The sequence below is a fragment of the Oryzomonas japonica genome (assembly GCF_008802365.1).
Classification (GTDB): domain Bacteria; phylum Desulfobacterota; class Desulfuromonadia; order Geobacterales; family Pseudopelobacteraceae; genus Oryzomonas; species Oryzomonas japonica.
Window position 1 is genome coordinate 138,930 of sequence record NZ_VZQZ01000008.1, and the last position, 25,876, is coordinate 164,805.

Consider the following 25,876-nt stretch of genomic DNA (forward strand, 5'->3'; position numbering starts at 1 on the left):
CCGGATGCGGGTGGCAGCGTTGTGCATAGTGATGATTCTGCTTCCGCTTTCCAAAGCCTTTGCGGAGCCGCGCGGTTTGCTCCTCCTGGGGGATCTGCAGCAGTCATTGGGCGTGACGTACGATTACCGGGGGCGCCAGAGCAGCGTGAACAGCCAGGGCACCTATACCGCATCGCATCAGCTGGAGGAAAAATACCACTTCGACATCGATTACGGTGTTCTGGACCGGAACTGGCTGAACGGTACCTTCAGCTCGGATGTCAGCCTCGAACAGCGTGAGTTCAACGACAGCGGCAACGCCAGTAAGACTGCCAGCACATCAAAGTACCAATACAATCTCACGGGGGTTGTGTTGAACAGGTCCCCCTACCCCATATCGTTTCACAGCCGGCGGGAATTGAGCACCGTACATGAGGCATACACCCCGGGGTATGACCTTGACACGAACAATAACGGCGTCAGGCTTAACCTCCTCAACAATTTTCTGACAACCAGCGTGAGCTATGAGAAGAACAGCACCGAAACCAGCGGTTTGACCCATGACAGCACAAACACCCAGGACGGCCTCAACCTTCAGGTGGCCAATCAGTTTCGGGATACCAGCACCACCCAGTTGAACGCCAACTATTACAGCGAACGGACCGATTTCAAGGATTCGACGCCCCAGTACACATCCAAAAACTATGACGTGGGGCTTATGAACTCCATCAATTTTGGCGGGAGGCAGAAACATTCCCTGGCGTCAACGTTGCAGTTTTCCGAATCCCATGCCGCAGGAATCCCGTCCCGGCGGTTCGACTGGACGGAAAGCCTGCACCTTGTCCCCGGCAAGGCGCTGAAAATCGACATGACCTACTGGAATTCCAGCTCAAAAACCCTGAATTCCCGGGGGAGCTCGCAGATCGACAAATCCAATACCGGGAATATTGCGGTGACGCATCGGCTGTTCCAAAGCCTGGAAACCCGTTTGTTTGCCCGTTTCAGGCAAAGCGACTTTGCCACCGGCCAGGAAAATGTTTACGCCGGTTCCTTCGGCTTCACGTACTCAAAAATATTGCCGAAAACAAGCACCATGCGGATCGGCTACAGCAGGGAGTACGGCATTACGGACCGCAAAGGCACGGAGTCGTTGAGTACGGTCCGTGACGAAAGCCATACAGTAGCGCTATACGGCGAGATCATCTCCCTGAATACGAGCGGCGCGGTAGACCCGCTCTCCATCAGCATCCGGAGCGCATCGATCAGCAGCCCGTTTCACACGCTACCTTACAACGAAGGCCCGTTGGCTGATTACACGGTCGACACCCTGGGCCGGGTCACCATAACCCCCGGCAGCCAGATCCGCCCCGGCGACACCGTATTGATATCATACGACGTTTTGCTCAATCCGAACGTGAAATACGCCACCACCACCCAGAATATCTTCAGCAGCCTCTCCCTGTTTTCCAATCGCTACCGCCTGTCCGGAAGCCTTTTTACCGTGGACCAGCAGCTTTTGTCGGGGAATGCCGATTCAGCTTCGCTTGCCAACCAGCGCACCGCGGTTGTCCGTCTTGAAACCGACCGGGGCGACAACACCTTCAGCCTTGAATACGACAGTACGGAGCAGAGCAATATCACGTACTCCTATGTTGAGGGCACCTGGCGTTACAACCATCGTTTCCAGACGTTGACCTTGGGGCTGTACGCCCGGGACCGCTATGTCATGCATGACGCCGTGACCACGGCGAGCAGCCATAGCGCAGCCTATGCGGAGAATATTATCGACACGGGGGCGACATACCAGCAGCCGCTTTTCCGGGTGGCCATGCTGGGGGTGACGCTCAACTACCTGAAAAGCACCGGGGGCATTTTGGAGCGTGACCTGATCTATTTCAAGACGACACTGCGCGCGCGCTTCAACAAATTGCTGTTCAGCCTGACGTCCCAGGTAAATTGGAACATTACGGGATCAATGTCCACGCGTGACGATATTGTGCGCTTTGAACTGACGAGGTTTTTCTGATATGCGGAAACATCGAGATCTGCCGTGGCCGTCTCTCGGCCGCTTTGTGGGGGCGGCTTGTTGCGCCGCCGCGCTCGTCTGCATCATGTCGGCCTGTGCCACGCGCGGAACGCTCTATAGCGAACTCCCCCCCAACCCCTTGCAGTGGCCGCAAAAGGCGTACGGCCCGAGGGTCCAGTGGGTGAAGAGCATTGCCAACTACCATGAGGCCGGCATTACAAAAAGTTTCTGGAAAAGGGTCTGGGAGTTGGTGGCCGGCGAGGATACGCGGAGCATCGTCAGGCCGTACGGCATATTTTTCGACGACAAGGAGCGGCTATTCGTCGTGGATGTCGGTTCTGCGACCGTCCATGCCATCGACATCGGCGCAGGGCTCTATACGATCATCGGGGATCAGGACGATTCGCCGTTGCGTTCGCCCATCGGCGTCACGGAGGATGATGGCGGCCACCTGTACATAACCGACTCCGTGGTCCGCCAGATTTTCGTGTACGACATTGCCGGCAAGGCGCTGAAGCCTTTCACGACGAAAAAGCTGGGCCGGCCGACCGGCATTGCCTATAACCGGGTAAACGGGCTGCTCTATGTCTCCGATACGTCGGAGCACCAGATCGTGGTCTATGATTTGAGCGGCGCCGAACGGCAGCGCATCGGCTCTCCGGGCAATGAAGCGGGGCTGCTCAATTACCCGACCGACATCTCCGTTGATGCCAAAGGGCAGGTGTACGTCACCGATGCCTTGAATTACAAGATCAAGATATTTTCCCCCGAGGGGTATCTGGTAAGCCAGTTCGGCACTGCCGGGGACAGCGCGGGCGACCTGAATAAGCCCAAGGGGATCTCGGTGGATAGCGAAGGGCATATCTATGTCTGCGACGCACTCATGGATGCGGTCCAGGTCTTCGACGACACCGGCCGCCTGCTGCTCGTGTTCGGGGACACCGGCACCCGCAAGGGGGAATTCTGGATGCCGTCCGGCATCTATATCGACCGGCGCAACTATATCTTTGTCGCCGACACCTATAACAGGCGGGTCCAGATCTTCCGCTACATAAAGGACGGCTTTTCGGACCAGGACGATGTGGAGGTCGAGGGTGACCCGTACTCCTCAAAAGAGCGGTTTCGGGAAAAGTGAGAGGTTACGATGCGGCATAGCGGTGAAAAGCGCAGGAGCGGTTTGAGGGGTATCATTGCCGCGGGCATGGTGACGTGCCTCTGCCTGGCTCTCGGCAATAACGACGCCATCGGCAAGGGGAGCGTGGTGAACTCGCCCCACAACCTTTCCAGCAGCGGCGGGAGCGGCAAGCACGGCATCAAATCCACCGAGGAAGACCGGATCTGCATCTTCTGCCACACCCCCCACCACGCGTTGACGGCGGAGCCGCTCTGGAGCCGTGAACTGCCGCCCCAAGCGCAATACAAACCGTATGACTCCTCGTCCCTCAAGGCCCAGCCCAGGCCGGACAAGCCGACCGGCTCATCGCGGCTCTGCCTGAGCTGCCATGACGGCACCATTGCCCTTGGCCAATATGCCGGCAAGCTGGACATCAGCCTGTCCCAGAAAATGCCGTCCGATGCCGACCCGACCAGGAATTCCAACCTGACGACGGACCTGTCCGACGATCACCCCATATCGTTCGCCTATACCGACAGCCTGGCCCAGGAAAACGGCGAACTGAAGAGCCCGGTGAATCTGCCGCCGGAAATCAGGATCGACCGGGTGCTGAATTTTCAGTGCACCGCCTGTCACGATGCCCACGACAACCAGTACGGGAATTTTCTCGTCATCGACAACAGCCAGCCCGGTTCCCCGCTCTGCACCGCCTGCCATGTCAAGAAAGGATGGGCGACCCCCAGCCGCTCCAGCCATAACGACACCACCACGATGCCCACGGGGTGCATGAGCTGCCATTATGTCCACAACGCCCCCGGCGCGGTCCGGCTCCTGAAAAGCGCCCGGGAGGAGGACAACTGCTACCTCTCCTGCCACAACTCGACCAGCACCACCTCGTCCAACGTCAAATCCGTTTTCGACTCCACGATCTACAAGCATCCGATCGAGGCGACCACCGGCGTCCATGACGAAACGGAAACCTTGCCCGCCACCTTCTACCATGTGGAGTGCGTGGATTGCCACAACTCCCACCAAGTCAACAGCCAGAATGCGCCCCTTGCCAACCCGCCCGCCATAGACGGCAGGTTGACCGGGGTGAACGGCATAGACAAGAACGGCGCCACGGTCGCCGCAGTACAGTACGAATACGAAGTCTGCCTGAAATGCCACTCCGGCAGCAAGGCCTCCCAGTTCGCCGTAAGCGTCCCCCTGCCGAATCGCGTCATATCCGAACCGGACCAGCGCTTAAGCTTCAGTGTCAATAACCCCTCCTTCCACCCTGTCCTGGAGAACCGCCGCAGCCAGGGTGCGAGCCTGAGGGGGACGTACCAGACCGACATGATCAGGATCTACTGTTCCGACTGCCATAACAGCGACCAGAGCACCAAGGCAGGTTACAGCGGCCCGAACGGTCCCCACGGGTCGAGCTACTCCCATATCCTGATCGCCCGCTACGAGGTGGACAGCTATCCTCTTCCCTATTCCGCCGCCAACTATGCCCTCTGTTTCCGTTGCCACGACGACGCGTATGTCCTGAGCACCAACTCCGGATTCCCCAATCACAAATCCCACGTCAATCCCGATTCCGTACAGGACCCGCTCCATGTCGGGAAAGAGGTCCCCTGCTCCGTCTGCCACGATCCCCACGGCGTCTCATCCAGCAAGGGGGCGACGGCAACCGGCAACAGCCATCTGATCAACTTCGACCTGCGTTTTACCGGATCGACGCCCATACCTTCCTATACCACCACCACGGCACGCCACGGCAGTTGCACCGTCAGTTGTCATACCAGCGGATCGCCGGACGCCAAGACCCATAGCTATTAATTGTTGCGTTTCGTGGGCTCAAAGGCCGTTTTCGGGATACATGGCGTGAAACTTGCTGAATTTCTCACCGGGCTCTTTCCTTAACCATTGCTGGGCCGGCTCGTCAATGCTTCGGCACCCCACTGCCGAAGCGCCATGGACAGGCCAACAACACATGAAAGGGGGCAGAGAGGCCTCCCGGCGCCGTTTTGGCCGGGGTTGATGTCACTGCTGAAAAAGCACACGATGGGCCCGGGGGGGTTCTCCCGGGCCCATTCGTCATTTGGGGCTCCGCGAGCGTAACCGGTTAAAAAACGGACCCAATCCGTGGAAACGCCAAACCACCATCCGGATTCAATCACCCCTGCCGCTGTCGTCTTCCCGTGATCCGCCGTCGCCATATCCAAAATCCTTGGTCAATATTCATATGATACCGTGATGTTATACACATGGCCCGGCCCGTGTCGAGGGGGTAAGAAAGTGTGCCAAGACACTAAAACTAGGGTTGTTTTTGTGTGGCACCCATATTGCAAATCATGTCCGTGCCATCAGCGCCGTCCTTGTGGGGAAGGGCGAAAATGGTCTTGCCGGGGAGGGAAATCCCGTCCGGCGGGCGGAAAGGAGAGAGCCAGATTATTTCCAACGCACCAGCCCCTCAGGGGGCACAATTCAACCTTCGAAAAGGAGAAAGAAGAATGAAGAAAATCTTGACCGTACTGTGTATCGGCGCCCTTGCAGCTCTCGGCGTCAACTCGGCCTTCGGTGGCTTGCTGCCCCAGTCGGGGGTCAACGGTTCGCTGCACGACATGAACTATTATGCAACGGCAAACGGCGGGAACTCCCAGGTTGATAACCAGGACCGGGTATGCGCCTTCTGCCACACCCCTCACCATGCTCTCGAAGATTCTTCGGCCGACTATCTGCCCCTGTGGTCGCACCAGTTGACCAACCAGACCTTCAGCCCCTATCAGAGCGCCACTCTGAACGGCGCCATCATCGATCCCCTGGCCGGCCCGTCGCGCCTCTGCATGAGCTGCCATGACGGCGTTATCGCCGTTGACCAGCACTACCAGTTCGGCGGCACCTACACGATTTCCGGCGACGGCTTCACCCAGAGGGCTGTCGGTACCGGCGGCGACCTGACCAACGACCATCCGGTCGGCTTCAGCTACATCCAGGCACGTACTGATGACAACGGCGCAACCGGCAACAACATCGCCGATCCGTCTTCCCATTTCGCCACCGGCGTAACGGTCAGCACGACCAACAGCTACAACACGATTACCCGCGGCACCACCAACAAAACGATTCAGGACACCCTCTACAACGGGGCAATCATGACCTGCGCCACCTGCCATGACGTCCACAACAAGGACAACGCAGTCAACGCCGTGGCGCATGACGGCAAACAGTACAACTACTTTGTCTATGCCCCGCAGAAGGATTCAGCTCTCTGCCTGTCCTGCCACATTAAATAACGACCGCTGCGAAAGGAGAAGCTAGATGCTTAAAAGATGCATAATCATCTTGACTTTGTTGGTGGCCATGGTGCCGGCGATGGCAAACGCCTCGACGGCCTGGTGGCTGACCACAAAGCTCATTGCTACCGACTCGGCGGCTGGGGCCATGGTCGTTGACGGGACGGCGCTTGCGAAAATCAATACCGCCTACCTCAGCACCTATGCAGACGCCAAGGATGTTGCCGTTACGGTAACGCCCGCCGCTGGATTCGAAATCAAACGTGTATACTTGAACGGTGCGTATGTTAAAGTTCCCAACGCAGCCGGAAGTACCTTCACGGTTGGTTCGTACTCCTATCCGGGGAACAATAACCAGAACCTGCAGGTCACCCTCGGCACCAAGGCCTACGCCGTTGTTGCCGCCGGTGGGGCCGGCGGGACCGCCGGCGTCGTCAGCGCCGTGGACGCCTCCAGTGCAACCATCGGACCTTACACCAAGGTTCCCTATGGCGGCACCAAGATTCTGAAATTCGCACCCAACAAAAAAGCCGACGGCACCTACGGCAACGTGACCCTGTCGTATTCGACCGGCTCGCAGCCGGCTAACGTCGTCGTGTCGGCCGCCGATGCGAAGAACGCCGTTACCGTCAGCATCAGCCCGGTTAACGCCGATCTGACCGTCACCGGCACTTTCACGTCGGTAACCGCCAACGCCGGCATAGCCCAAACCATCATTGGCCTTAACCAGACGATTACCCTCGACGGCTCTGCCAGCGCGGCCACCACTGGCAGCCTGGCATACACCTGGAGCGTAATTGCCAAGCCAGGCAAACAAGCAATAACGCTGGACCCGGTTGCTAAACCCACATTCACCGGCTACTCGGCCGGCACCTACAAGTTCCAGCTCTCCGCCAGCAACGGTACGGACACCGCCCTGGCCTACACCACGGTGACGGTCGCCACGACCAAAACCGCTGCCGTGCAGAACCAGTGCGTAAACTGCCACAATGCGCTCTTTCCAGTCCAGAGCCAGGCAATTTACACCTCCTGGAGCGCTTCCAAGCACGCAACCAACCCCTACAACGACTTTAAAACCGGCCTGTGCGCCACCTGCCACAAAGGTGCCGACACCGGCTCGCACCCCGGTGCAGCCATCAGTGCCACCTTTGATCAGACGATCAACGGTGCCACCGTCAACCTGTGCGATAGCTGCCACAATCCGGCCGGCTCTCCTTACGCTCAGGGCGACCACTCCGGCAACTACAAGGCGTCCAACCACTTCGCCCTCGGCAAAACCGAATTCCTGAACGGTTGCGCCACCTGTCACAAGGACCACGCCTTTGTGGCCACCGAGACGGACGGCAAGAGCGACACCTGCTTTAACTGCCACAAAGACCTGCGCGCCGTACTCGGTTCGTGGGCCAACTTCAGTATCTACACCTCGACTTCCTACACGGTGTTTAAAGCTCCCCACGGCGGCGGTTCGCCGGCCGGTGGTACTTGGTACGACGGTATCCCGGGTAAAGCCCAGTACATGGTCGGCGGCGCCGTCTGTACCGACTGCCACGGCCACAACAACGCCATCAACGCCGACTATGCCGAAAGCGGCCACGGCGATGTTTCTGCCGCTCCGTTCTCCGGTACGGACCCGAACAACTTCGCCGAAGAGACAAACAACGGCACCGCTTCCAGCAGCAACTGCGGCCGTTGCCACAACACCTACGGCTTCCTGAAGTTTGCCAACCAGTCTTCCGGGATGGCCCGCTTGCGGCTGCCCATACCGGGCAACGCGAGCGAAGTTCAGCCGAACCAGGTCCTCATCTGCATCACCTGCCACAAGAATGCTGAAGGTACGCTGCGCAACGACGCTGCTATCTATGCAACCGGTTACGTTGCCCAGTACGTTCCGCGCCCTAGAACCAGTGGTACTTCCATCGGCCAGGGCTACAACAAGGATATGGCAACCCCTGTCGCAACCGTCTACGAAAACTTCGGCGACAAGCAGAACTCCAACATGTGCGTTACCTGCCACAGCGGCCGCGCCAACGGCCAGCTCATCAAAAATGTGTTTGCCGGTGTTGGCGGGACCAACGTATGGAATGGTTATTCTTCCGTTCAGACCGGTCTTTATCAGCACGCAGCCAATGCCGTTCTGACGGTCAAAGGCCGCGGCGCCTACGAATTCAGCAACTACAGCGCCCTCGGTCTGACCAGAAGCCACTGGAACATCGTGGGCGACGGCACCCAGGGCCCCTGCGTGGGCTGCCACTACACGTCACCCAATTCCCACAACCTGAAACCGGTTGACTTCACCAACGGCAAGATCGTCTCCACGGTCTGCGTAACCTGCCACACCAACAGCTCCTTCGGCGATGTGCAGGCTGCCAAGGACGATTACACCGCCCTGGTGCAGACCCTCACCAACCTGATCAAGATCAACAACATGGCTTGGGGTGAGAGGGAAGAGCACGACATGAGCTTTATCCCGACCAAGCTCGGCCGTAGCGCTACAAAAGACTACACCGCCGCTCGCGGCGAACAGAACTACGGCGCATGGTTCAACTGGCAGCTCGCCACCGTGTACGACCCGGCTGCCTATCTCCATAACCCGGCCTACATCCGGAAAGTCCTCATGGACACCATCGACTACCTGGATGACGGCACAATCAACAGCTCCGTCACTCCCGCCCTGTTCAGCAATATGACCAGCAGCCGTTATAACGCTCCGTTGACGGCTACCCAGATTGCCCAGGACAACTACTTCCGCGTTGACGGCGGCTGTAACGTATGCCACAGCAAAACCATCGACCCGCTGTCCGGCAAGACCATCCTGCCTGAATACCTGGCCAGCGGCCATGCCAACAACGCCCATGGGCCTGCCTGCACCGGCTGCCATCTGCCGACCAGCGCTTCGGCAGTCCATCCCGACGGCACCACTGCCGACAACAGCATGCAGAAGATGTACACCGATGCCGGCCTGCAATGCATCGGGTGCCACAACGGCAACTACTCGAAACAGTTTGACGGCGTAGTTCACTTCGCCAACGCCACAACGGCAACCTTCAAGAACATCTCTGCCGGCTACGTAGGCTACAAAGGTAAAGGGCTTGTCGTCTGCGCCAACTGCCACTTCGAATTCGATCCCCACGGCATCGGCGCAACCACGACCCAGACCTTCACCGCCTACACCAAGGGCGACACCGGCAACAGCTACGACTATGCTACTGTGCTGGGTGCCTGGGCTGATTCCGGCCACGGCAGCAAATCCGGCGCGGCTTGGGTTCCGACCTTCGGCGCGAGCGGGCACGACTGGAGAAATTCCGGTTCATCTGTGGACTTCTCCGCCAACATTCCGAAGAACGACTGCGTCCGTTGCCACACCGCGGACGGCTTCGAGCAGTTCTTCACCAGCAAGTTCGTGAATGTGAACAACGTAGGAGCGGGTGACGGCGCCCAGAGATTCAACTCGCCGCTGGCCTGCAACGCCTGCCACCAGCCTGACGTTAAAGGGTCCGCAACCTTCGCCCGTTACACCGGCGTAAGCGGCGTATCCACGTTCTACAACGTCAGCTCCGCAGGGATGAAGAGCCGCATCTCCTTCAAAACACCCGATGCCGGCGACTCCAACCTCTGCAGCTCCTGCCACAGCGGTCGCGTAACCGGCCGTAACATCGCAGCCCTCGTTGGCCAGCCTGGCGCCAACTTCGGCAACATGGGATTCCAGAACTCCCACTACATGGCGGCAGCCGGTCTCATGTACGCCCAGGTCGGTTTCGTTAACTTCACCGGTCTGAGCACCCCGAGCACCGCCAGCTACAACACCTTCTACAACGTCAGTTCGGCAAAATGGAGCACAACCACCTGGGCCAAATCGCTGCTGCCGAACAGCGACGGCAAGAACCCGCTTCCTGCCGGTTCCGGCGCCATTGCCGGTGGTCTCACCAGTACGCACCGCAACCTGGGCACCAGCGCCATGCTTGGCGACAGCCACAATCCCTCCTTCTTCGTCGCGGGTAACCTCGACCAGGAAGGTCCGTGCGTGACCTGTCACATGCAGGGCCGTCAGGCCGGTTCCAAGAACACCAGGGACACGGCTGCCGGCCACAGTCTGGAAATCAGCCAGGCTGCCTATAATCAGGTCTGCGTAAACTGCCACACCAGCGAGGGGACCAGCGATCTGACGCTGCCCGGCGCTTACAAAACCAGCTTCCTCGAGCCGCAGAGCGAGGTATTCCAGAATGGCCTGAAACTGGCATTCATCAACCTGAGCACCAACTACCACATCAGCTACAGTTCAGCCTATCCCTACTTCTACGACAACAAACTGGGTGGGCCTGCTGCTGGTAACGCTGCTCAAGTCAAGGACTGGACCCGTGGTGCTGCTCTGAGCCAGGTCCAGGCTGCCAGACTGATGGGCGCTGCCTTCAACCTGAACGTCCTCATGCGTGACCCGGGCGCCTATGTCCATGCCCGCAGCTACGCACGCCGCCTGATCTACGACGCCATCGACTTCCTTGATGATGGTATCGTGGGCAATCAGTCGGTCAGCGCAACCGCTCTTGCAGAAAGCGCCAAGCCTGCAAGTGCATTGTATGGCGTATATGGCAAGGGTACTGCTGCTTATGTTGCCGACCAGCCTTCGGGTAAAAACGGCCTCAAACACAGCAGCCTTTCAACACTCGACACCGGTACAACCGAAAGCATGGTCTACCTGATCGGTTGGAGCCGGACGAGCGGCGAATGGAACAGCAGTACCGGGACAGGTGGCGTATACGCCTCCGAACGTCCGTAGGTTGAACAAATGTAGTTTTTCGATGTAATGCTGTACTATGTGCCCCGCCTCGCAAGAGGCGGGGTTTTTTTTAGTACCTTCGCAAAGCGGATTGATTACCGGCCGATTAATTGTTACATGTAAAATGTCATCATGTCCGCCCCGTTGCGCTCAGGAACAGCACGTGCTGTCTAAACCCGAATTTCAAGCCAAAGAGATGGTGGCACAATGTGAAAAGGTGATGGCTCTGGCTATTGAACTGGTTTTGCGGGTGCGTCCGTGCAAGGGCAATGTTTGGGCATGCGATGCCGACGCAGGAAAAGAGGTGCGCTCATGAAGAGGATAGTTGCGATCTGGTCCCTGATGCTTGGCTGTGCCCAGCCGGTCTGGGCTGGTCATGGCACCATCCATGAAACGGACACGGAAATCGTCATCGAGTATAGCGGGGATGCCAATGACAAAGCCGGGGACCAGGAGAAGAAGACGCCGCCCGGCAGCACGGAGCAGACCGAGGAGCTCCGCACGGGAACCCGGAGGCAGGAAGAGTCGGAGAAGCGGCAGGAGAAGATGCAGGAAAGGCAAAGGGCTCGCCGGACCTCCGGTCAGCCCGGTCCCGCGGCGAAGGAATAAATGAAGTGCCGAATTTCTCAGCGAGGATTACCTGAATGAATGTTGCCACGGAAAAGACAAGCACCGGGCCGGGAAAATTGACTGAAAACCGGTTGTTCGATGCCGTGCTGCTCGGTATGGCGGTTGCGGCGGTCGCTGCATTTTTGATAAATCAGATTTACGACCTGGATGTGTGGTGGCACCTGGTGATCGGCAAGGACATCCTTGCCCGGTTGGCGGTCCCGGATCGCGACCGCTTTGCCCTGGCTGCGCTCGGCAGGCCGTACCACGACAGCCATTGGCTGTTCCAGGCCGTGCTGGCCGGCGCCCATCGTCTTGGCGGCATGGCCGGCGTACAATTGCTCATGGTGGCGGTCTGGGGCGGGGCTTTATTCGTCTGCCGCCGGGCCATCCTTCGCTGGACCTCGTCCGGCACAGGCTCGATCCTGCTCTTTTTCGCAGCAATGGCCTGCATCGAACGGTTCCTCCCGCGGCCGGAGATGGTGACCTTGCTGATGATCTGCCTGTTCTACCTCCGCTTGCAGGAAGAATGCATCAGGACACCAGGCGACGTGGCGTTGTTGGGAGGAGCCCAGGTGATCTGGGCCAATTGCCACGGCCTGTTCGTGCTGGGGCCGTTCATGGCGGGATGTTACTGGATTGTTGCGGTCTGGAACAGGCTGCGGGGGGCAAAAAACGATGTGGCCCCGCTTACGCGCCTGACGGCACTGCTGCTGGCGGCTACCCTGGCCACCCCCTTCGGGGTGCGCGGCTGGGAATACGCCGTGCTGCTGTTCCGGGAGGCGGATACGTCCTCTGCCGTCGCCCTCAAGAATGTGGGCGAACTCTCCCCAACCTTGGGCCGGGCCGCCATGTCGGCCCCGGCGTTCTGGTTCTTTGCGTTTCTGCTCGTTGCGGCCTGCGGTGTGGCAATCGCCGCTGCGGTGCGCCGGGGGTGTGCCCCGCAGCGAGTGCTCATCGTGGCCGCCATGGGCGTTGCGGCATTGAGCGGACGGCGTAATATGGCGCTTTTCGCCCTGGTTGCCGCTCCGTTTGTGGCCGAACATCTGCGCTTTGTCCTACCGGCCAGGCCTCGGGAGGGGCTTGCGGTCGCCATACGGTCGGCGGCGCTGCTTGCCATGGCGGCGATGGTCTGGTTTTCGCTCTCGGGGCAGTATTACCTCAGGATGGAGATCCCCTCCCGTTTCGGCCTGGGGGCGACGCCATCGTTTTTCCCCCATGATCTGCCCCAATTCATACGTAAGTCAGGCTTTCGCGGGCAGGTCTTCAACTCCAATAATCTGGGCGGTTTTTACCTGTATCATTTCTACCCGCAGCAGGTGCCCTTGACCGATGGCCGCTGGGAGATATACGAGCGCACCATTCTGGACGGGATTCAGCGCGCCCCGGCGGACCCCCTGTTGTGGCAGCAGATGGTGCTGGGCTACGGCATCACCGGCATCCTGCTGCAACATACTTCCTCGGAAGCCCAGGCGCTTCTGCCGGTACTTCCCATGGACCCCCGCTGGCGGCTGGTGTATTACGACTATGCCGCCTCGTTCTGGATGCGTACGGATGTTCCAAACCTCCCGCCGCCGGTCGATCTCACCAGCCGTGCGCTCCCGCGATTCCCCGGCCGGGTGGATGATTGTCTGATTCTGGATGCCTTCCTGGAGAGGGTCGGCGCGGCTTACCCCCGGCTCGAAAACTTGCAGCGGATGCTTTCTTTCGGTTGGAAACAGGACCAGGCTTTGGAACGAATCGGAATGCTTCAGATCAGGATGCGGCTTTGGAAGGAGGCGGAACGGACGTTTATGCGTTTGAACCGGGAATACCCGGCAAACCTGACGGCATTGAATGAATTGGCCTTTATGGCGTATCGGCGCGGCGATGTGATGTCTGCGGAATATCTTCTTCGAAAAGCCCTTGATCTGAATCCCGATAACCAGGAAATGCGGCAGAACTATCAGCGGATACGGGGCAACAGGTAGGCGGTGTGTCGCCTGCGTTACGCCTTGTGCCGAAACAGGCAGGAACGAAATATGCCCCAGAGTTGCAGGCGGAACAGGAGTGCGGTCTTCAGGACACCGCAGCCGTACACGACGCTCCGGCGAAAATTGATGGATGACGCATCGGTGAAATATTTGGTGGGACAGCTCACTTCGCCGATCCGGTAGCCGAAACGGACCACCTGGGCCAGCATCTGGTTGTCGAAGACAAAATCGTCGGAATTGTTCTCCAGGGGAAGATTTTCGAGAACACTACGGGAAAAGGCCCGGTAGCCGGTATGATATTCGGAAAGCTTCTGGCCGAGCAGGATGTTTTCCACAAGGGTCAGGAAGCGGTTTGAGACATACTTGTAGAGGGGCATGCCCCCTTTGAGGGCGCCGGTGCCGAGGATGCGCGACGCAAGCACAACGTCGAATTCTCCGTAGGCGATCATGGACGCCATGGCGGGTATCAGCCGGGGCGTGTACTGGTAGTCGGGGTGCAGCATGACGACAATATCGGCTCCCCGCTCCAGCGCCGTACGATAGCAGGTTTTCTGGTTGCCGCCGTAGCCGGTGTTGCGTTCGTGCACGATGGTCCTGATGCCGAGCCGGCGCGCCACCTCGGGGGTTTCGTCCCGGCTGGCGTCGTCGACAAGGATCACCTCGTCGACAATATCGAGCGGAATCTCCCGATAGGTTCTCTCCAGGGTTTTGGTGGCGTTGTAGGCGGGGAGGACCACCGCTATTCTGTTGCCGTTCAGCATGCCCGGTTTCCCGTTGTCCCTTCTCTGGGTTGAAAAAACAAAGACAGAAGAGTCATTCTCCTGTCTTTGTGCGTTCTTCACCTGCTCTTCAAGATGTCCTCTGCTCCCCTGTTAATTCCTCACGACTGAAACAACGCTCCACGTTGCAATACTGTCATAGGTGGTTGTCAGCAATGGGCTTTGGGAGGTGACATATGTGTTGGTGACGGTTTGGCCGGCAAGGATAACGCCGGTGGTAAAGGAGTCGCTGGCTACAACCGCGCCGGTGCTGGTGGTCGCCTTCCAGTTCACGGTTACGGCCGCACTGACCGTATCGGTGTTCTTGATGGTGGCGGAAATACCAAAGTAGGTATTGGGCGGATTCAAGGATGGACTCGGCTGGAAAGTGAGTACCAAAATCTTGCCGCTGGCGTCTTTCGGGATACTCTTGGTGACGGTGGTAAAGGTGATGGGCGTGCTGCCCACCGTCACGGTCGTAAGCGTAGAGGTCGCCTCCGCTGCGGAGGACGTCTGCCGGACCCGTAATAACTGGCCGGGATCGACGGTGCCGGCGGTGCTTGTGTACTCGGTCCAGGTGGTGCCGCCATTGGGCGAGGTCGAATATTCGCCGTTGACGATGCTGATGGCTGTAGAGGCGGCAAGATAACTGGGAAGCGTGAAATTGTCCGATACCAGTTGGGTGCCGAGGTCCACATCATTCTGAGTCGTAAAGCTGAATGTCGTCCCTGTGTGGGTGGTAAAGGTAATGGGGGAAAGGCCGCTTACGGTTACCGTCGTAACAACGTCGGTATTTGTGGCTGCGGACGATGTCTGCCGCACCTTCAATCTTTGCCCGGGTTCAACAGTGCCGGCGGCGCTGGTGTATGAGGACCACGTGGTCCCCCCGTCGGTAGAGATCGCATATTCTCCGTTGCTGATGCTGATGGCGGAAGAGGCGGAAAGAGATGCAGGAAGCTTGAGTGAGTTCGACTCGATCAGCGTCTTGAGAAAAACGGAACTCTGGGTCGCGAACATGAGTGCCGACGAAGTGATGGAGGTGAATGTGGTCGTGTAGCCGCCCACGGTAACGGTGGTGATGGTGGCGGTGCTTATGTCGGATGCGGAGGTCTGCTGGATGGTCAGTGTCTGGTTCAGCTTGATTTTGCCGGGGACGCTGGTATAAGCTCCCCCGTCGATTGAGTATTGGCCATTAACGATGGAGATGTCGGCTTCAAACTGATTACCGAGGATGGTAATGGTGTTCGAAGTGATGGTTGCACTTTGGGCGACATTTGTCTGGGTCGTAAAGTAAAAATCCATCGGCTTGGTCAGATTCCCGCAACCGGCGACCAAGAGCAAGAATAGGCTGACAACAATGAGGTGCATACAACGCATATGGAGTATTGTCCTCTTTTACGGCTTCCAGGCGATGGGCGCCCCATGTCGAACTGGGTGTCACCCATCGCCTGAAATGGTTTACTTGGCTACAGGGCCTGCCGAGAAGATAACGCTGTCAAAGGTCCGGTTGAGGCTCTTGCTGGTGAAGTTCTTCATTTCCATGCCGGAGGCCAGTTCCATTTTTTGGCCAACGGTAACGGCTGTTACCGGAAATGCAACCCAGGTCTTTTTGCCGGCATTTTCGATGTTGACATAGGTATATCCGCCACCGTCCATGGTCTCGACAACCGTGCCGGAGATTGTGCCGCTCATCTCCGCACCCCCTGCCATCGACTTGTGACCCGCCGGCATGGATTGGGCTATGGCATCAACCTTGGCCTGCTGCTCCGGGGTCATTGCAGCTTTTTCTCCCGCATTGGGAGCAGCGCCTTTTTCCAACAGGTATTTCTGGTTGGTCGAGGGGTGGTCATGGGGTAGTTGTGCGTTTTGCCCTATTTTAGGATGCCCTTCGGGCAGTTTGGCGTTCGGGTCAACCTTGGGAAGGCCTTCCATTGGTTGCGCAGCATCCATGACCGGCCCGGAAGAGAAGATGATGTTGTCAAAGGTCCGCTTGAGGGTGTTGCTGGTGAATTTACCCATCTGCATGCCGGGTCTGAGCTTCACTTCCTGCCCCACTTCAACTTTCATGGGAGGGACCGCCACCCAGATCTTTTTGCCGTCGCTGTCCAGTCCGATGTAGGTATAGCCACCGCTGTTCATGGTTTCGAATACCTTCCCGGCAAGTATTTGAGGCGCGGCCTGCTCGGCGGAGCCGGTCGGTTGCGCCGTCGGTACTGCCGCTTTCTGCTGGGTAGCGCAACCGGACTGAAGGAGCATGGCAAGTGCGAGGGAGCATCCGATGGCAAGCGAGTTTCTGCAAACATTCATTTTTTGCACTCCTGTGTAATTAATGGATTCTGCCGGGGCTTTGTCCATTTGCCCCAAGCGATCTGCCCATATTGTTACACTATTTTGCCTGGTTTGAAAAGCTGTAAGTTTCCATAGTAGCGGGTATTTTGCTGGAATTGCCCCTTGGGGCTGCCTCGATTTGCGGCACCACAGTCGGTGGCGGGTAGCGGGCACCGGGGGGAATAAAAAAATATAAAAAACGCTTGACTTGTAGATCAAGTTTTCCTATAGTCCAAAACTCTGCAAAATTGAATTAGATGGAGACCACATATGTACGCAGTTATCAAGACAGGCGGCAAGCAGTATAAGGTAAGTGAAGGTGAGTTCCTCAAGGTTGAAAAACTTGATGGCAACATCGGCGATAGCATTGAATTTGCTGAGGTTCTCATGGTCGGCGGCGAAAAGGTTGCCATTGGTGCTCCGCTGGTTGTCGGCGCCACGGTAACTGCCAAGATAGCGGCTCAGGGCAAGGACAAGAAGATTCTCGTGTTCAAGTCCAAGCGTCGTAAGGATTCCCGCAAGCTTCGCGGCCACCGCCAGGAGCGCACGGTGCTCAAGATAGAAAAAATCAGCGCATAATACACGATATTTTTCGATATTTTTCCCAGGAGACACGGAAATGGCACATAAGAAAGGTGTAGGCAGTTCACGCAACGGCAGGGATTCGGACGGCCAGAGGCTTGGTTGCAAAAAGTTCGGCGGCGAATCCGTTACAGCCGGTAATATCATCTATCGTCAGCACGGCACCCAGATCCATCCCGGCAACAATGTCGGCTGCGGTAAGGATTATACGCTGTTCGCTCTGATCGACGGCATCGTGACCTTCGAGCGTATGGGTAAAGACCGGAAAAAGGTTTCTGTATATCCCAACTAATCGACGTTAAATCAGTTCCCAAAACCCGGAAGATAAGCCTTCCGGGTTTTTTTGTGTCCACGACAAATAACAGAACAGTGTTTAAATATATTGTTTGCACTCGCTGTTATTTTGCTGTATACTGCAAAAAATTTAGTATAACAAGCTATTTAGCTGTTAGTCGTCCGCTATAAAATACCTCCCCGATTCCAGAGGCTCCCATGTTCAAATCAAAATTGACGCGCAAAATCCTGACCATGATCGGCGGCATACTCTGTATCGGTTTTGCCGGCCTGGGCGTTCTTTCGATTTACCTTGAATACAGTGCCACCATGGACCTGGAAAAACATAATGCCCGTCAGATTGCGGCAACGGTGAGCCATGACCTGCTCAACCTGATGACCATCGGCGATATGAAGAATTTCGATACGTACGTCAAGGACATCAAAGCCAAGGGTGGAATTCAGGAGATCCGGCTGTTCAACGGCGATGGCAAGGAGTGGGGCGGCAACGGTGCGCCAAGCGAGGAAGTTCGCGCGGCCTTAAAAGCGGGCAAGAACGTCGAACGTCTGGATACGAAGGATGGCCGGCATCTTTTGACCCTGGCGTTGCCCCTGGAGAACGAGCAGCGCTGCCATAGCTGCCACGATGCCACCGCCCGGTATCGGGGGGGATTGATGCTGACCACCTCCCTGGAAGAGGGGTATGCAAGCGCTTTCCGGCTGACAATCGTGCTGTCGGTGGTCGGCTTCTGCTTCTTCTTTGCGATCCTCGCGGCCCTATACCTCTTTTTTAGCCGGACGCTGGTACTCCAAGTCAGGGAGTTGCACGAACAGTTGGCCGAAATGGCCAGTGGCGAGGGAGATCTGACCCAGGTCCTGCGCGTCCGTTCCGACGATGAACTGGGGAACCTGGGTACGGAGGTCAACCGGCTGACGACGAAGATTCGCGAAACCATCTCGCTCCTGTACCAGCAGGCCTGCATGATCGGCAGCGGCGTCTGCGAGCTCTCCTTCGGCACGGATCGGACCCTGAGCATGAGCCAGGACCAGAAGGAGCAGGCTTCGGCGGTGGCGGTGGCATCGGAAGAGATGACCATGACCATCAACGATGTGGCCGGCAACACCCACCGGGCGGCAACGCTCTCGTCGGATGTCGATGTGGCCGCGAGCGACGGCATGGTGGTGGTGGAGGAAACCTGGAATTGCATGCGCCAGATCAGCGAGAGCGTGAACAGCACGTTGGAGACCATCCGCCAGTTGGAGGCCTCATCGGCTAGTATCGGGGAGATGGTGGTCCTGATCGAGGATATCGCCGACCAGACCAACCTGCTGGCGTTGAACGCCTCCATCGAGGCCGCCCGCGCCGGCGATGCCGGGAAGGGGTTTGCCGTGGTGGCCAGCGAGGTCAAGGGGCTGGCCGAGAAGACCACCCGGTCCACCCGGGAGATCGAACGGATTGTGGCCAATATCCAGCAAGCCAGCCGGAAGGCGGCCGCCATGATCGTTACTGAAACGGGCCTCGTCCAGACCGGTCTGACCAGGGCTGAAGAGGCACGACAGCGCCTTGAGAACATCAAGAGCCATGCCGTCGAATCGCATACCATGATCGAACAGATTGCGGCAGCTTCCGAACAACAAAGCGCCACCACCCAGGAAATTTCGGAAAATATCCAGATGGTTTCCGCCACGGCGAACGAAACGTTTGAATTGACCCAGACGACCAACGAGGCCTTTGGGACCTTCTCGGATCTGGTAGAGCAGATCTACGGCACGGTGGGCAAATTCTCGGTCGGCAACTATCACGATACCGTCAAATCCCATGTCCGCGAGATGGAAGGGCAGGTGCTGGCTGCAATCGAGGCGGCGTTGCGCGACCGGACGATCACGCTGGAGGCCCTGTTCGACAGAAACTATGTCCCGGTCCCCAATACCAACCCCCAAAAATACACGACCAAATTCGATGCCTTTTTCGACCGCGTGATATCCTCCTTCCAGGAGAAGGCGGTCGGCAAGGACAGCAAGCTCTTTTACGCCATCTGTGTGGACAGCAACGGATATTGTCCGTGCCACAACCTGCGTTACACGAAGCCTTTGACCGGAGACACGGAGACGGATAAAAGCAATAACCGCACCAAGCGGATTTTCAATGACCGTACCGGCATTCGCTGCGCCCAGAACACCGATGGTTTCCTGCTCCAAACCTACCGTCGCGATACGGGCGAGATCCTCAACGACATGTCTCGTCCGCTTCTGATCGGCGGCAGGCATTGGGGTGGCATCCGCATCGGCTACCTGTCGCCGTGCGAATCGGTCATCAAACTGGACAGGAAAACAACGAGGCCGTGAGCCGGCTGTCGGTTCGGGCCGGCTGCACCCGGCCCTGCATCAAAAACGTTCCGCGTAGCGCTCGATCAACCCCCGTGCCGTTTTCTTCATGCCGGTCTTGTAAGGCCCAACGGCCACCAGGTTCAGATTTTGCGGCGCAAAGAGGGTGCGGGCCGTCTCCTGCAGTATCTCCGCCGTGATGTGGCGCGCCTCTTCCTGGTCCTCCTCGATATTCCGTTTGACCCCCACCAGTTCTCCCCAACCGTAGCGCACCCCCATCTCGTACGCCGAGTCGCGGCTGTAATCCAGGTCAAAGATGTAAGATTGGCGGAACCTGTCCAGCTCTGCCGCCGTGATCGGTTCGTCCGCCATGCGCCGGAGTTCGTCAAGGGTGACCTCGATCGCCTGGGGCAGGTTCGCGGGGGCGGTGGAGAGGTCAAAGGTCAGGCATCCGGTCTCGTCATAGGCCCCAACGGCCCCATCCACGGAATAGACGATCCCCAATTCCTCCCGCAGCCGCAGGTGCAGGCGCGAGCTGCCGCCGCCGGCCAGGATTCGGCGCAAGAGGCGAACGGCCATGAAGTGTTGGTCGTTGCGGGGAAAGCCCAGGAAGGAAAGCTGCAGATTTACCTGGCTGTCGGAGTCGCGCACGAATCGGATCTGGGGGGTGGTGTTGCGCTTGGTGACCATGGGGGTCGGCGGCGCTGTCGCCCCGCACCAGCCGTCAAAGACCACGCTGGCGGCGGCGAAGATCTCGTGGCTGCGCACCGGCCCGGCAACCACGACCACCGTGGAACTGGGTACATAGTAGCGTTGCAGGTGCGTCGCCAGGTCTGCCCGGTCTATGGCGGCAATGCTCTTCAGGGTGCCGATGGTCGGCATGCCCAGGGGGTGGCGCGGCCAGAGGAGGCGGCTGGTGATGGTATCGGGATTGACCTCGTCTCCCTGCTCGTTCAGATCCTCCCGCGCCTCCTCCGCAATGATGCGCTGTTCGACCTCAATCCCCTCCAGAAGCGGCCGCAGCAGCATGGAGGCGAAGATCTCCAGGCCGTGTCGCACATGGTCCGGGTGGACGCGGGAATAGTAGCAGGTGGATTCGGCGTCGGTGGCGGCATTGGGAGCTCCGCCGACCGCCTCGAAGGCGGTTTCGATCGCGAGGGACGAGGCATAATCTGCCGTGCCGCGGAAGAGGATATGTTCCAGAAAGTGGGACAGTCCCTCCCTGCCGGGCGGGTCGTTGCGCCCCCCGACCTTGACATAGATCGCCAGTTCGGCCGCGTGCAGGTGGGGCATCTCGACGCACACAACCCGCAGGCCGTTGTTCTGGGTGTGCAGAAACGGCCGGATCATGCCAGCGCCCCCCGGATTCGCTCGATGGTTCGGCGGTACCCTTCCGGCGCCAGGAGTACGTCGTCATGGGGCTCGGCCCAGATGGGGCGCGGCCAGAGCGGCTCCGAGGCGAAGCGGGGCACCAGATGCCAGTGCATATGGGGGACCATGTTGCCCAGGAGTTCGTAGTTGATCTTGTCAGGCCGGAAGGTTGCGAACAACGCCTCGGCCACCCGGCTGATCTCTTCCATCAGCTCGCCCCGCACTCGGCGGTCGAGGTGGAACAGCTCGGTAACGTGGGTTTTGCTGAACAGCAGCGTGTAACCGGGGAAAAACTGGTCACGGTTGAGGATGACATAGGAGTGTTCGAGTTCGGCGATGCGCAGATCGGCATCGCTCTCCCAACGGTTGCACATGGGGCAGGGTGATAGGGTCATGGATAGCTCCAATAGTTTCTCATTTATTCCAGCGGGTGCGTAGGCGCGCCAGTTCCTTGCCGTCCCGCCGGCTTGCGATCTGATGCAGGCAGCAGGTTGCCGGTCCCGTATCCGTAACGGCGCAGCGGGACATAATGCTGTCGCCGTGGCGGACCTCGGCCCGGAAGGCGATCTCCAGTTCGGTCAGGCTGCCCGCCGCTACGGCATCGGGCACCGCTTCCAGCGCCCATCCCGCATAGATGGTGTTGTTGACGTGGTGGTTCATGTCCAGGTCGCTGCGCAGTACCCGGAACCCCATCTCTGTTGTGGCGGCCACGGGAAAGGGGGGCAACGGCGCGAAGTCGTCATCGATCGACCGTTGGGGTACCAGCGGATAGGGGGGGAGATTCCCCTCCAGCCGGACCGGGCGGCGGGTGGTAACGTTCATTACCGCCCATGAGGTAGTCGCCCGCGCCACGCAGGCGCCATGGCGGTCGCACAGTTCGAACTCGCGGCAGGTGAAGAGTCCCTGGCGGGTCGCCGGCCAGGTACGGAGCGTCACGGTTTCCCCGGCGCGGGGATAGCGTTCCACCAGCAGATGGATGCGTGACAGCACCCAGGTCAGCCCCAGCTTTTGCAGGTCGGCCAGGGAGACGCCCAGCAGTGCCGCATGCATCCCCGCCGTGTCCTGCAGGTAGTTGAGCAGGGTCGCCACCCGCAGATTGCCGCAACTGTCCAGTTCGTGGTAGCGAACCGGAAAATCTTTTAGGAAAATGTTAGGTTCCATTGGTCAGCTACTCGTAGCGCAGTGCGTCGATGGGATTGAGCCCGGCCGCCTTGCGGGCCGGGTAGAAGCCGAAGAAAATGCCCACCGCACCGGAGAAGATGAAGGCGATGCTGACGGATTCGACCGAGATGAGCGTCGGCCAGGACAAAATCCGGGAGACGACCATGGCCCCCGCCCCCCCCAGGCAGATACCGATCAGGCCGCCGATCATGGTCAGGAGCACCGCCTCGGTCATGAACTGGAGGAGGATGTCGTTCTTTCGCGCCCCGATGGCCATGCGGATGCCGATCTCACGGGTCCGCTCGGTAACGGACACCAGCATGATGTTCATGATGCCGATGCCGCCGACGAGCAGGGAGATGGAGGCGACTGCGCCCAACAACAGGGACATGGCCTTGGAGGACTGCTCGGCCACGGCCAGAATCTCCGAGAGGTTGCGGGTGGAAAAATCCGGTTCCTTGCTGCCGGTGATGCGGTGGCGCTGCTTGAGGAGGTCGTTGACCTCGTCCTCGGCCTTGCTCAACAGGGCTTCGCTCCGGGCCTTTATCATAACCGCTCCCACGGTGTTGGGGAATTGGGACCCGACCAGCTTGCGCTGGGCCGTGCGTAGCGGCACAAAGATCACATCGTCCTGGTCGCTCCCCTGGGGGGATTGCCCCTTGCGCTCCAGCAGGCCGACCACGGTGAAGGGGACCTTCTTGATGCGCACCATTTTGCCCACCGGGTCGGTGGAGCCGAACAGGTTTTCGGCCACGGTCTGCCCCAGGAGGCACACCTTGGCGGCGCCGTCCACGTCCTGCTGGCCGAGGCTGCGGCCGCTCGTCACCGGCCACTCGCGGATATCGAACATCTCGGGCGTGCTCCCCATAATGATGGTGGACCAGTTCATGTTGCCGTAGACCACTTGGCCCGTGCTGCGCACCGTGGGAGCGGCGGTCTCCACCGAGGGGCACTCGGCCATGATGGCCTTGGCGTCGTCGCTGGTCAGGGTCTGGCTGGCGCCGCTGCCGATGCGGATGCCGCCGCTGGTGGTGGAGCCGGGGATGACCAGGATGATGTTGCTGCCGATGCTGGCGATCTGCTGGGAGATGACGTGGCGCGCCCCGGCCCCCACGGCCATCATGGCGATCACGGCCGCGATGCCGATGATGATCCCCAGCATGGTCAGAAACGAGCGCATCTTGTTGGTGCGCAGGGCCCGCAGGGCTATTTTCAGGGTTTGGAGAAGGTCCACGTGTAATCCCTTGATCTCGAAAACGCGCCTCTCGCGCATCCGTAAAAAGCTCCAGCAAACAATGCTCGTGGGGAACGTGACGAGTGTAACGCCGCAGATGAGCTTCTTACTGATTCGTCATGGTATCCCCGATAATCTGCCCGTCTCGGAAGGTGATCCTGCGTCCGGCATAGGTGGCCACATCCGGCTCGTGGGTGACCATGATGATGGTGATGCCGCGCCTGTTCAGGTCGGTGAACAGGCCCATGATCTCCTCACTGGTCGAGCTGTCCAGATTGCCGGTCGGTTCGTCGGCCAGGATCACCGCAGGGCTGTTGACCAAGGCCCGGGCGATGGCTACCCGTTGTTGCTGCCCCCCGGAAAGCTGACTGGGGTGATTGCCCTCCTTGCCCCCCAGCCCAACCTGCTCCAGGGCCGCCAGCGCCTTGTGGCGGCGCTCCTTCGCGGGCACCCCGGCATAGACCAGGGGGAGTTCCACGTTCTCCACCGCAGGGGTGCGCGCCAGCAGGTTGAACCCCTGGAAGACAAAGCCCAGCTTCTTGTTGCGGATGCCGGCCAGCCGGTTAAGGTCCATGCCCGCCACATCGAGGCCGTCCAGCAGGTAGGTGCCCGAACTGGGGTGGTCCAGGCAGCCCAGGATGTTCATGCAGGTGGACTTGCCGCTGCCCGATGCGCCCATGATGGCCACGAATTCACCTTCGGCGACGCTGAAGGAAATGCCCCGCAACGCCTCGAATTGCTGGTCGCCCATGGTGAACACGCGGCGGATATCCTTGAGGGAGATGACTTCGCCCATGGTTTAAAAACGCGGACCCATGGGAGAACCGCCGCTCTTTTTCTTGGCGTCGCCGCCCACCTGTTCGACGATGACCGCATCCCCCTCCTTCAGCCCCCCTTCCGTCAACTCGATGGCGCCTGCGTCGGAGATGCCGGTCTTTACCATGACGGGGACCGGTTTGTTCGCCTTGAGGATGTAGACCCGCTGCCCCCTGTCCCGGCGTTGGCCCTTACCCGTTTCCTGCTGTGCGGGGCGTGCGCCCTTGGCCGCGCTCTCCCCCGTCTTCGGCTTGAAGCGCAGGGCGGCTGGCGGGAGCTTGAGCACGTTGTCCCTGCGGGCCACCTCGATGGATACGTTGGCGGTCATGCCCGGTTTGAGTTTCAGGTCGCTGTTGTCCACATTGACCACCACGATATAGGTGACCACGTTCTGGGTGATGATCGGGGCGCTACGGATCTGGACCACCTTGCCCTTGAAGGTCTGCTCCGGGTAGGAATCCACATTGAAGGAGGTGGGCTGACCGAGGGTAATGCGGCTGATGTCGGCTTCGTCCACGCTGACCTCGATCTGCATCTTGGTCAGGTCCTGGGCGATGGTGAAAAGGGTCGGAGTCTGAAAGGAGGCCGCCACGGTCTGCCCCACATCCACCGCACGGGAGATGACGGTGCCGTCCACCGGCGAGCGGATGACCGAGTAATTCAGGTTGGTGCGGGCCTGCATGAGCGCCCCGCGGGTCTGGGCCACGCTCCCCTCGGCCGCCTTGATGCCTGCCTTGGCCGATTGCCACGCGGTTTCGGCCACATCGTAGTCGCTTTGGGAGATGATGCCGTCGGCCAGCAGCTTGTTGTTGCGCTTCATGGTCCGCTCCGCGTCGGCCAGTGTGACCCTGGCCTTCATCAGGTTGGCTTGGGCGTTGCGGTAATTCCCGTCGGCCTGCTCCACGGCGGCCCTGAAGAGCGAGGGGTCGATCTCGGCAATCGCTTGCCCCTTTTTGACCCGAGAATTGTAATCGACGTAGAGTTTCTGAATGGTGCCCGAAACCTGGGTACCGACCTGGACGGTGATGACGGCGCTCAGGTTGCCGGTGGCCGACACGGCGGCAACGATGCCCCCCCGTTCGACCTTGGCGGTTTTGTAGTTGATCTCGGGCGCGCGTCTGAAAAAGAAGAAGGCTGCGGTGCCGGCCGCGAGCAGGATGGCTGCCAGGATGAGGAGATATTTTTTCATGCCGGTCTCTTTCGCTTTGCAGACAGCAAGCTGGGGTGGAATGCCATTGTTGCTCGAACCGGCATCATAACAGATTACCT

General features: G+C 59.2%; 20 protein-coding genes. 11 read left to right on the plus strand and 9 right to left on the minus strand.

The features are described from left to right. Nucleotides 1–28: 28 nt before the first annotated feature. From F6V25_RS13170 to F6V25_RS13200, 8 genes are all read left to right on the plus strand, one after another. Nucleotides 29–2,005: a hypothetical protein gene (locus tag F6V25_RS13170; RefSeq protein WP_151129008.1), complete on the plus strand. Its 1,977-nt coding sequence runs from the start codon at nt 29–31 to the stop codon at nt 2,003–2,005. Nucleotide 2,006: 1 nt separating this feature from the next. Beyond that, nucleotides 2,007–3,140, plus strand: coding sequence for an NHL repeat-containing protein (locus tag F6V25_RS13175; RefSeq protein ID WP_151129009.1), 1,134 nt, complete (start codon nt 2,007–2,009; stop codon nt 3,138–3,140). 42 nt (nt 3,141–3,182) lie between these two features. Continuing rightward, nucleotides 3,183–4,946, plus strand: a complete 1,764-nt coding sequence (locus tag F6V25_RS13180) for a cytochrome c3 family protein (RefSeq protein WP_191966188.1) — start codon at nt 3,183–3,185, stop codon at nt 4,944–4,946. A 674-nt stretch (nt 4,947–5,620) separates the two neighbouring features. After that, a complete protein-coding gene (locus tag F6V25_RS13185) occupies nt 5,621–6,403 on the plus strand; it encodes a cytochrome C (RefSeq protein ID WP_151129011.1) in 783 nt (260 codons plus the stop codon). A 25-nt stretch (nt 6,404–6,428) separates the two neighbouring features. Then, nucleotides 6,429–11,177: a PKD domain-containing protein gene (locus F6V25_RS13190; RefSeq protein ID WP_151129012.1), complete on the plus strand. Its 4,749-nt coding sequence runs from the start codon at nt 6,429–6,431 to the stop codon at nt 11,175–11,177. A gap of 163 nt (nt 11,178–11,340) precedes the next feature. Further along, on the plus strand, nt 11,341–11,493 hold the full coding sequence (locus F6V25_RS17025) for a hypothetical protein (RefSeq protein ID WP_191966189.1): 153 nt from the start codon (nt 11,341–11,343) through the stop codon (nt 11,491–11,493). Further along, the gene (locus tag F6V25_RS13195) at nt 11,490–11,786 is read left to right on the plus strand and encodes a hypothetical protein (RefSeq protein ID WP_151129013.1); all 297 of its coding nucleotides are present in this window, start codon (nt 11,490–11,492) and stop codon (nt 11,784–11,786) included. The genes F6V25_RS17025 and F6V25_RS13195 overlap by 4 nt, the downstream gene beginning before the upstream one ends. 35 nt (nt 11,787–11,821) lie before the next feature. Then, entirely contained in the window at nt 11,822–13,756 is a 1,935-nt protein-coding gene (locus F6V25_RS13200; protein WP_151129014.1) for a tetratricopeptide repeat protein, read from the plus strand. A gap of 17 nt (nt 13,757–13,773) precedes the next feature. On the opposite strand, the gene F6V25_RS13205 is transcribed toward F6V25_RS13200, so the two are convergent. The 3 genes from F6V25_RS13205 to F6V25_RS13215 form a co-directional block, all read right to left on the minus strand. Further along, nucleotides 13,774–14,520, minus strand: a complete 747-nt coding sequence (locus F6V25_RS13205) for a glycosyltransferase family 2 protein (protein ID WP_151129015.1) — start codon at nt 14,518–14,520, stop codon at nt 13,774–13,776. A 111-nt stretch (nt 14,521–14,631) separates the two neighbouring features. Continuing rightward, nucleotides 14,632–15,894, minus strand: a complete 1,263-nt coding sequence (locus tag F6V25_RS13210) for a hypothetical protein (protein ID WP_151129016.1) — start codon at nt 15,892–15,894, stop codon at nt 14,632–14,634. Between the two features lie 81 nt (nt 15,895–15,975). Then, nucleotides 15,976–16,824: a hypothetical protein gene (locus F6V25_RS13215; protein ID WP_151129017.1), complete on the minus strand. Its 849-nt coding sequence runs from the start codon at nt 16,822–16,824 to the stop codon at nt 15,976–15,978. Between the two features lie 291 nt (nt 16,825–17,115). Here F6V25_RS13215 and rplU point away from each other — a divergent pair, with 291 nt between their 5' ends. The 3 genes from rplU to F6V25_RS13230 all read left to right on the plus strand — a co-directional run bounded on the left by rplU (nt 17,116) and on the right by F6V25_RS13230 (nt 20,046). After that, a complete protein-coding gene (gene rplU / locus F6V25_RS13220; RefSeq protein ID WP_151129018.1) occupies nt 17,116–17,424 on the plus strand; it encodes a 50S ribosomal protein L21 in 309 nt (102 codons plus the stop codon). Between the two features lie 40 nt (nt 17,425–17,464). After that, complete coding sequence (gene rpmA / locus F6V25_RS13225) at nt 17,465–17,719, plus strand: 50S ribosomal protein L27 (protein ID WP_149307681.1); 255 nt, start codon at nt 17,465–17,467, stop codon at nt 17,717–17,719. A gap of 200 nt (nt 17,720–17,919) precedes the next feature. Next, a complete protein-coding gene (locus F6V25_RS13230; protein ID WP_191966190.1) occupies nt 17,920–20,046 on the plus strand; it encodes a methyl-accepting chemotaxis protein in 2,127 nt (708 codons plus the stop codon). A 39-nt stretch (nt 20,047–20,085) separates the two neighbouring features. Here F6V25_RS13230 and F6V25_RS13235 read toward each other — a convergent pair whose 3' ends face one another. From F6V25_RS13235 to F6V25_RS13260, 6 genes are all read right to left on the minus strand, one after another. Next, complete coding sequence (locus F6V25_RS13235) at nt 20,086–21,375, minus strand: M16 family metallopeptidase (protein WP_151129019.1); 1,290 nt, start codon at nt 21,373–21,375, stop codon at nt 20,086–20,088. Then, nucleotides 21,372–21,791, minus strand: a complete 420-nt coding sequence (locus F6V25_RS13240; protein ID WP_151129020.1) for an HIT family protein — start codon at nt 21,789–21,791, stop codon at nt 21,372–21,374. The genes F6V25_RS13235 and F6V25_RS13240 overlap by 4 nt, the downstream gene beginning before the upstream one ends. Before the next feature lie 19 nt (nt 21,792–21,810). Beyond that, a complete protein-coding gene (locus tag F6V25_RS13245) occupies nt 21,811–22,557 on the minus strand; it encodes an acyl-[acyl-carrier-protein] thioesterase (protein WP_151129021.1) in 747 nt (248 codons plus the stop codon). A gap of 7 nt (nt 22,558–22,564) precedes the next feature. Next, the gene (locus tag F6V25_RS13250) at nt 22,565–23,737 is read right to left on the minus strand and encodes an ABC transporter permease (protein WP_338045599.1); all 1,173 of its coding nucleotides are present in this window, start codon (nt 23,735–23,737) and stop codon (nt 22,565–22,567) included. Nucleotides 23,738–23,897: 160 nt separating this feature from the next. Next, on the minus strand, nt 23,898–24,587 hold the full coding sequence (locus F6V25_RS13255; RefSeq protein WP_151129023.1) for an ABC transporter ATP-binding protein: 690 nt from the start codon (nt 24,585–24,587) through the stop codon (nt 23,898–23,900). A 3-nt stretch (nt 24,588–24,590) separates the two neighbouring features. Next, a complete protein-coding gene (locus F6V25_RS13260; RefSeq protein ID WP_151129024.1) occupies nt 24,591–25,796 on the minus strand; it encodes an efflux RND transporter periplasmic adaptor subunit in 1,206 nt (401 codons plus the stop codon). Nucleotides 25,797–25,876 lie beyond the last annotated feature (80 nt).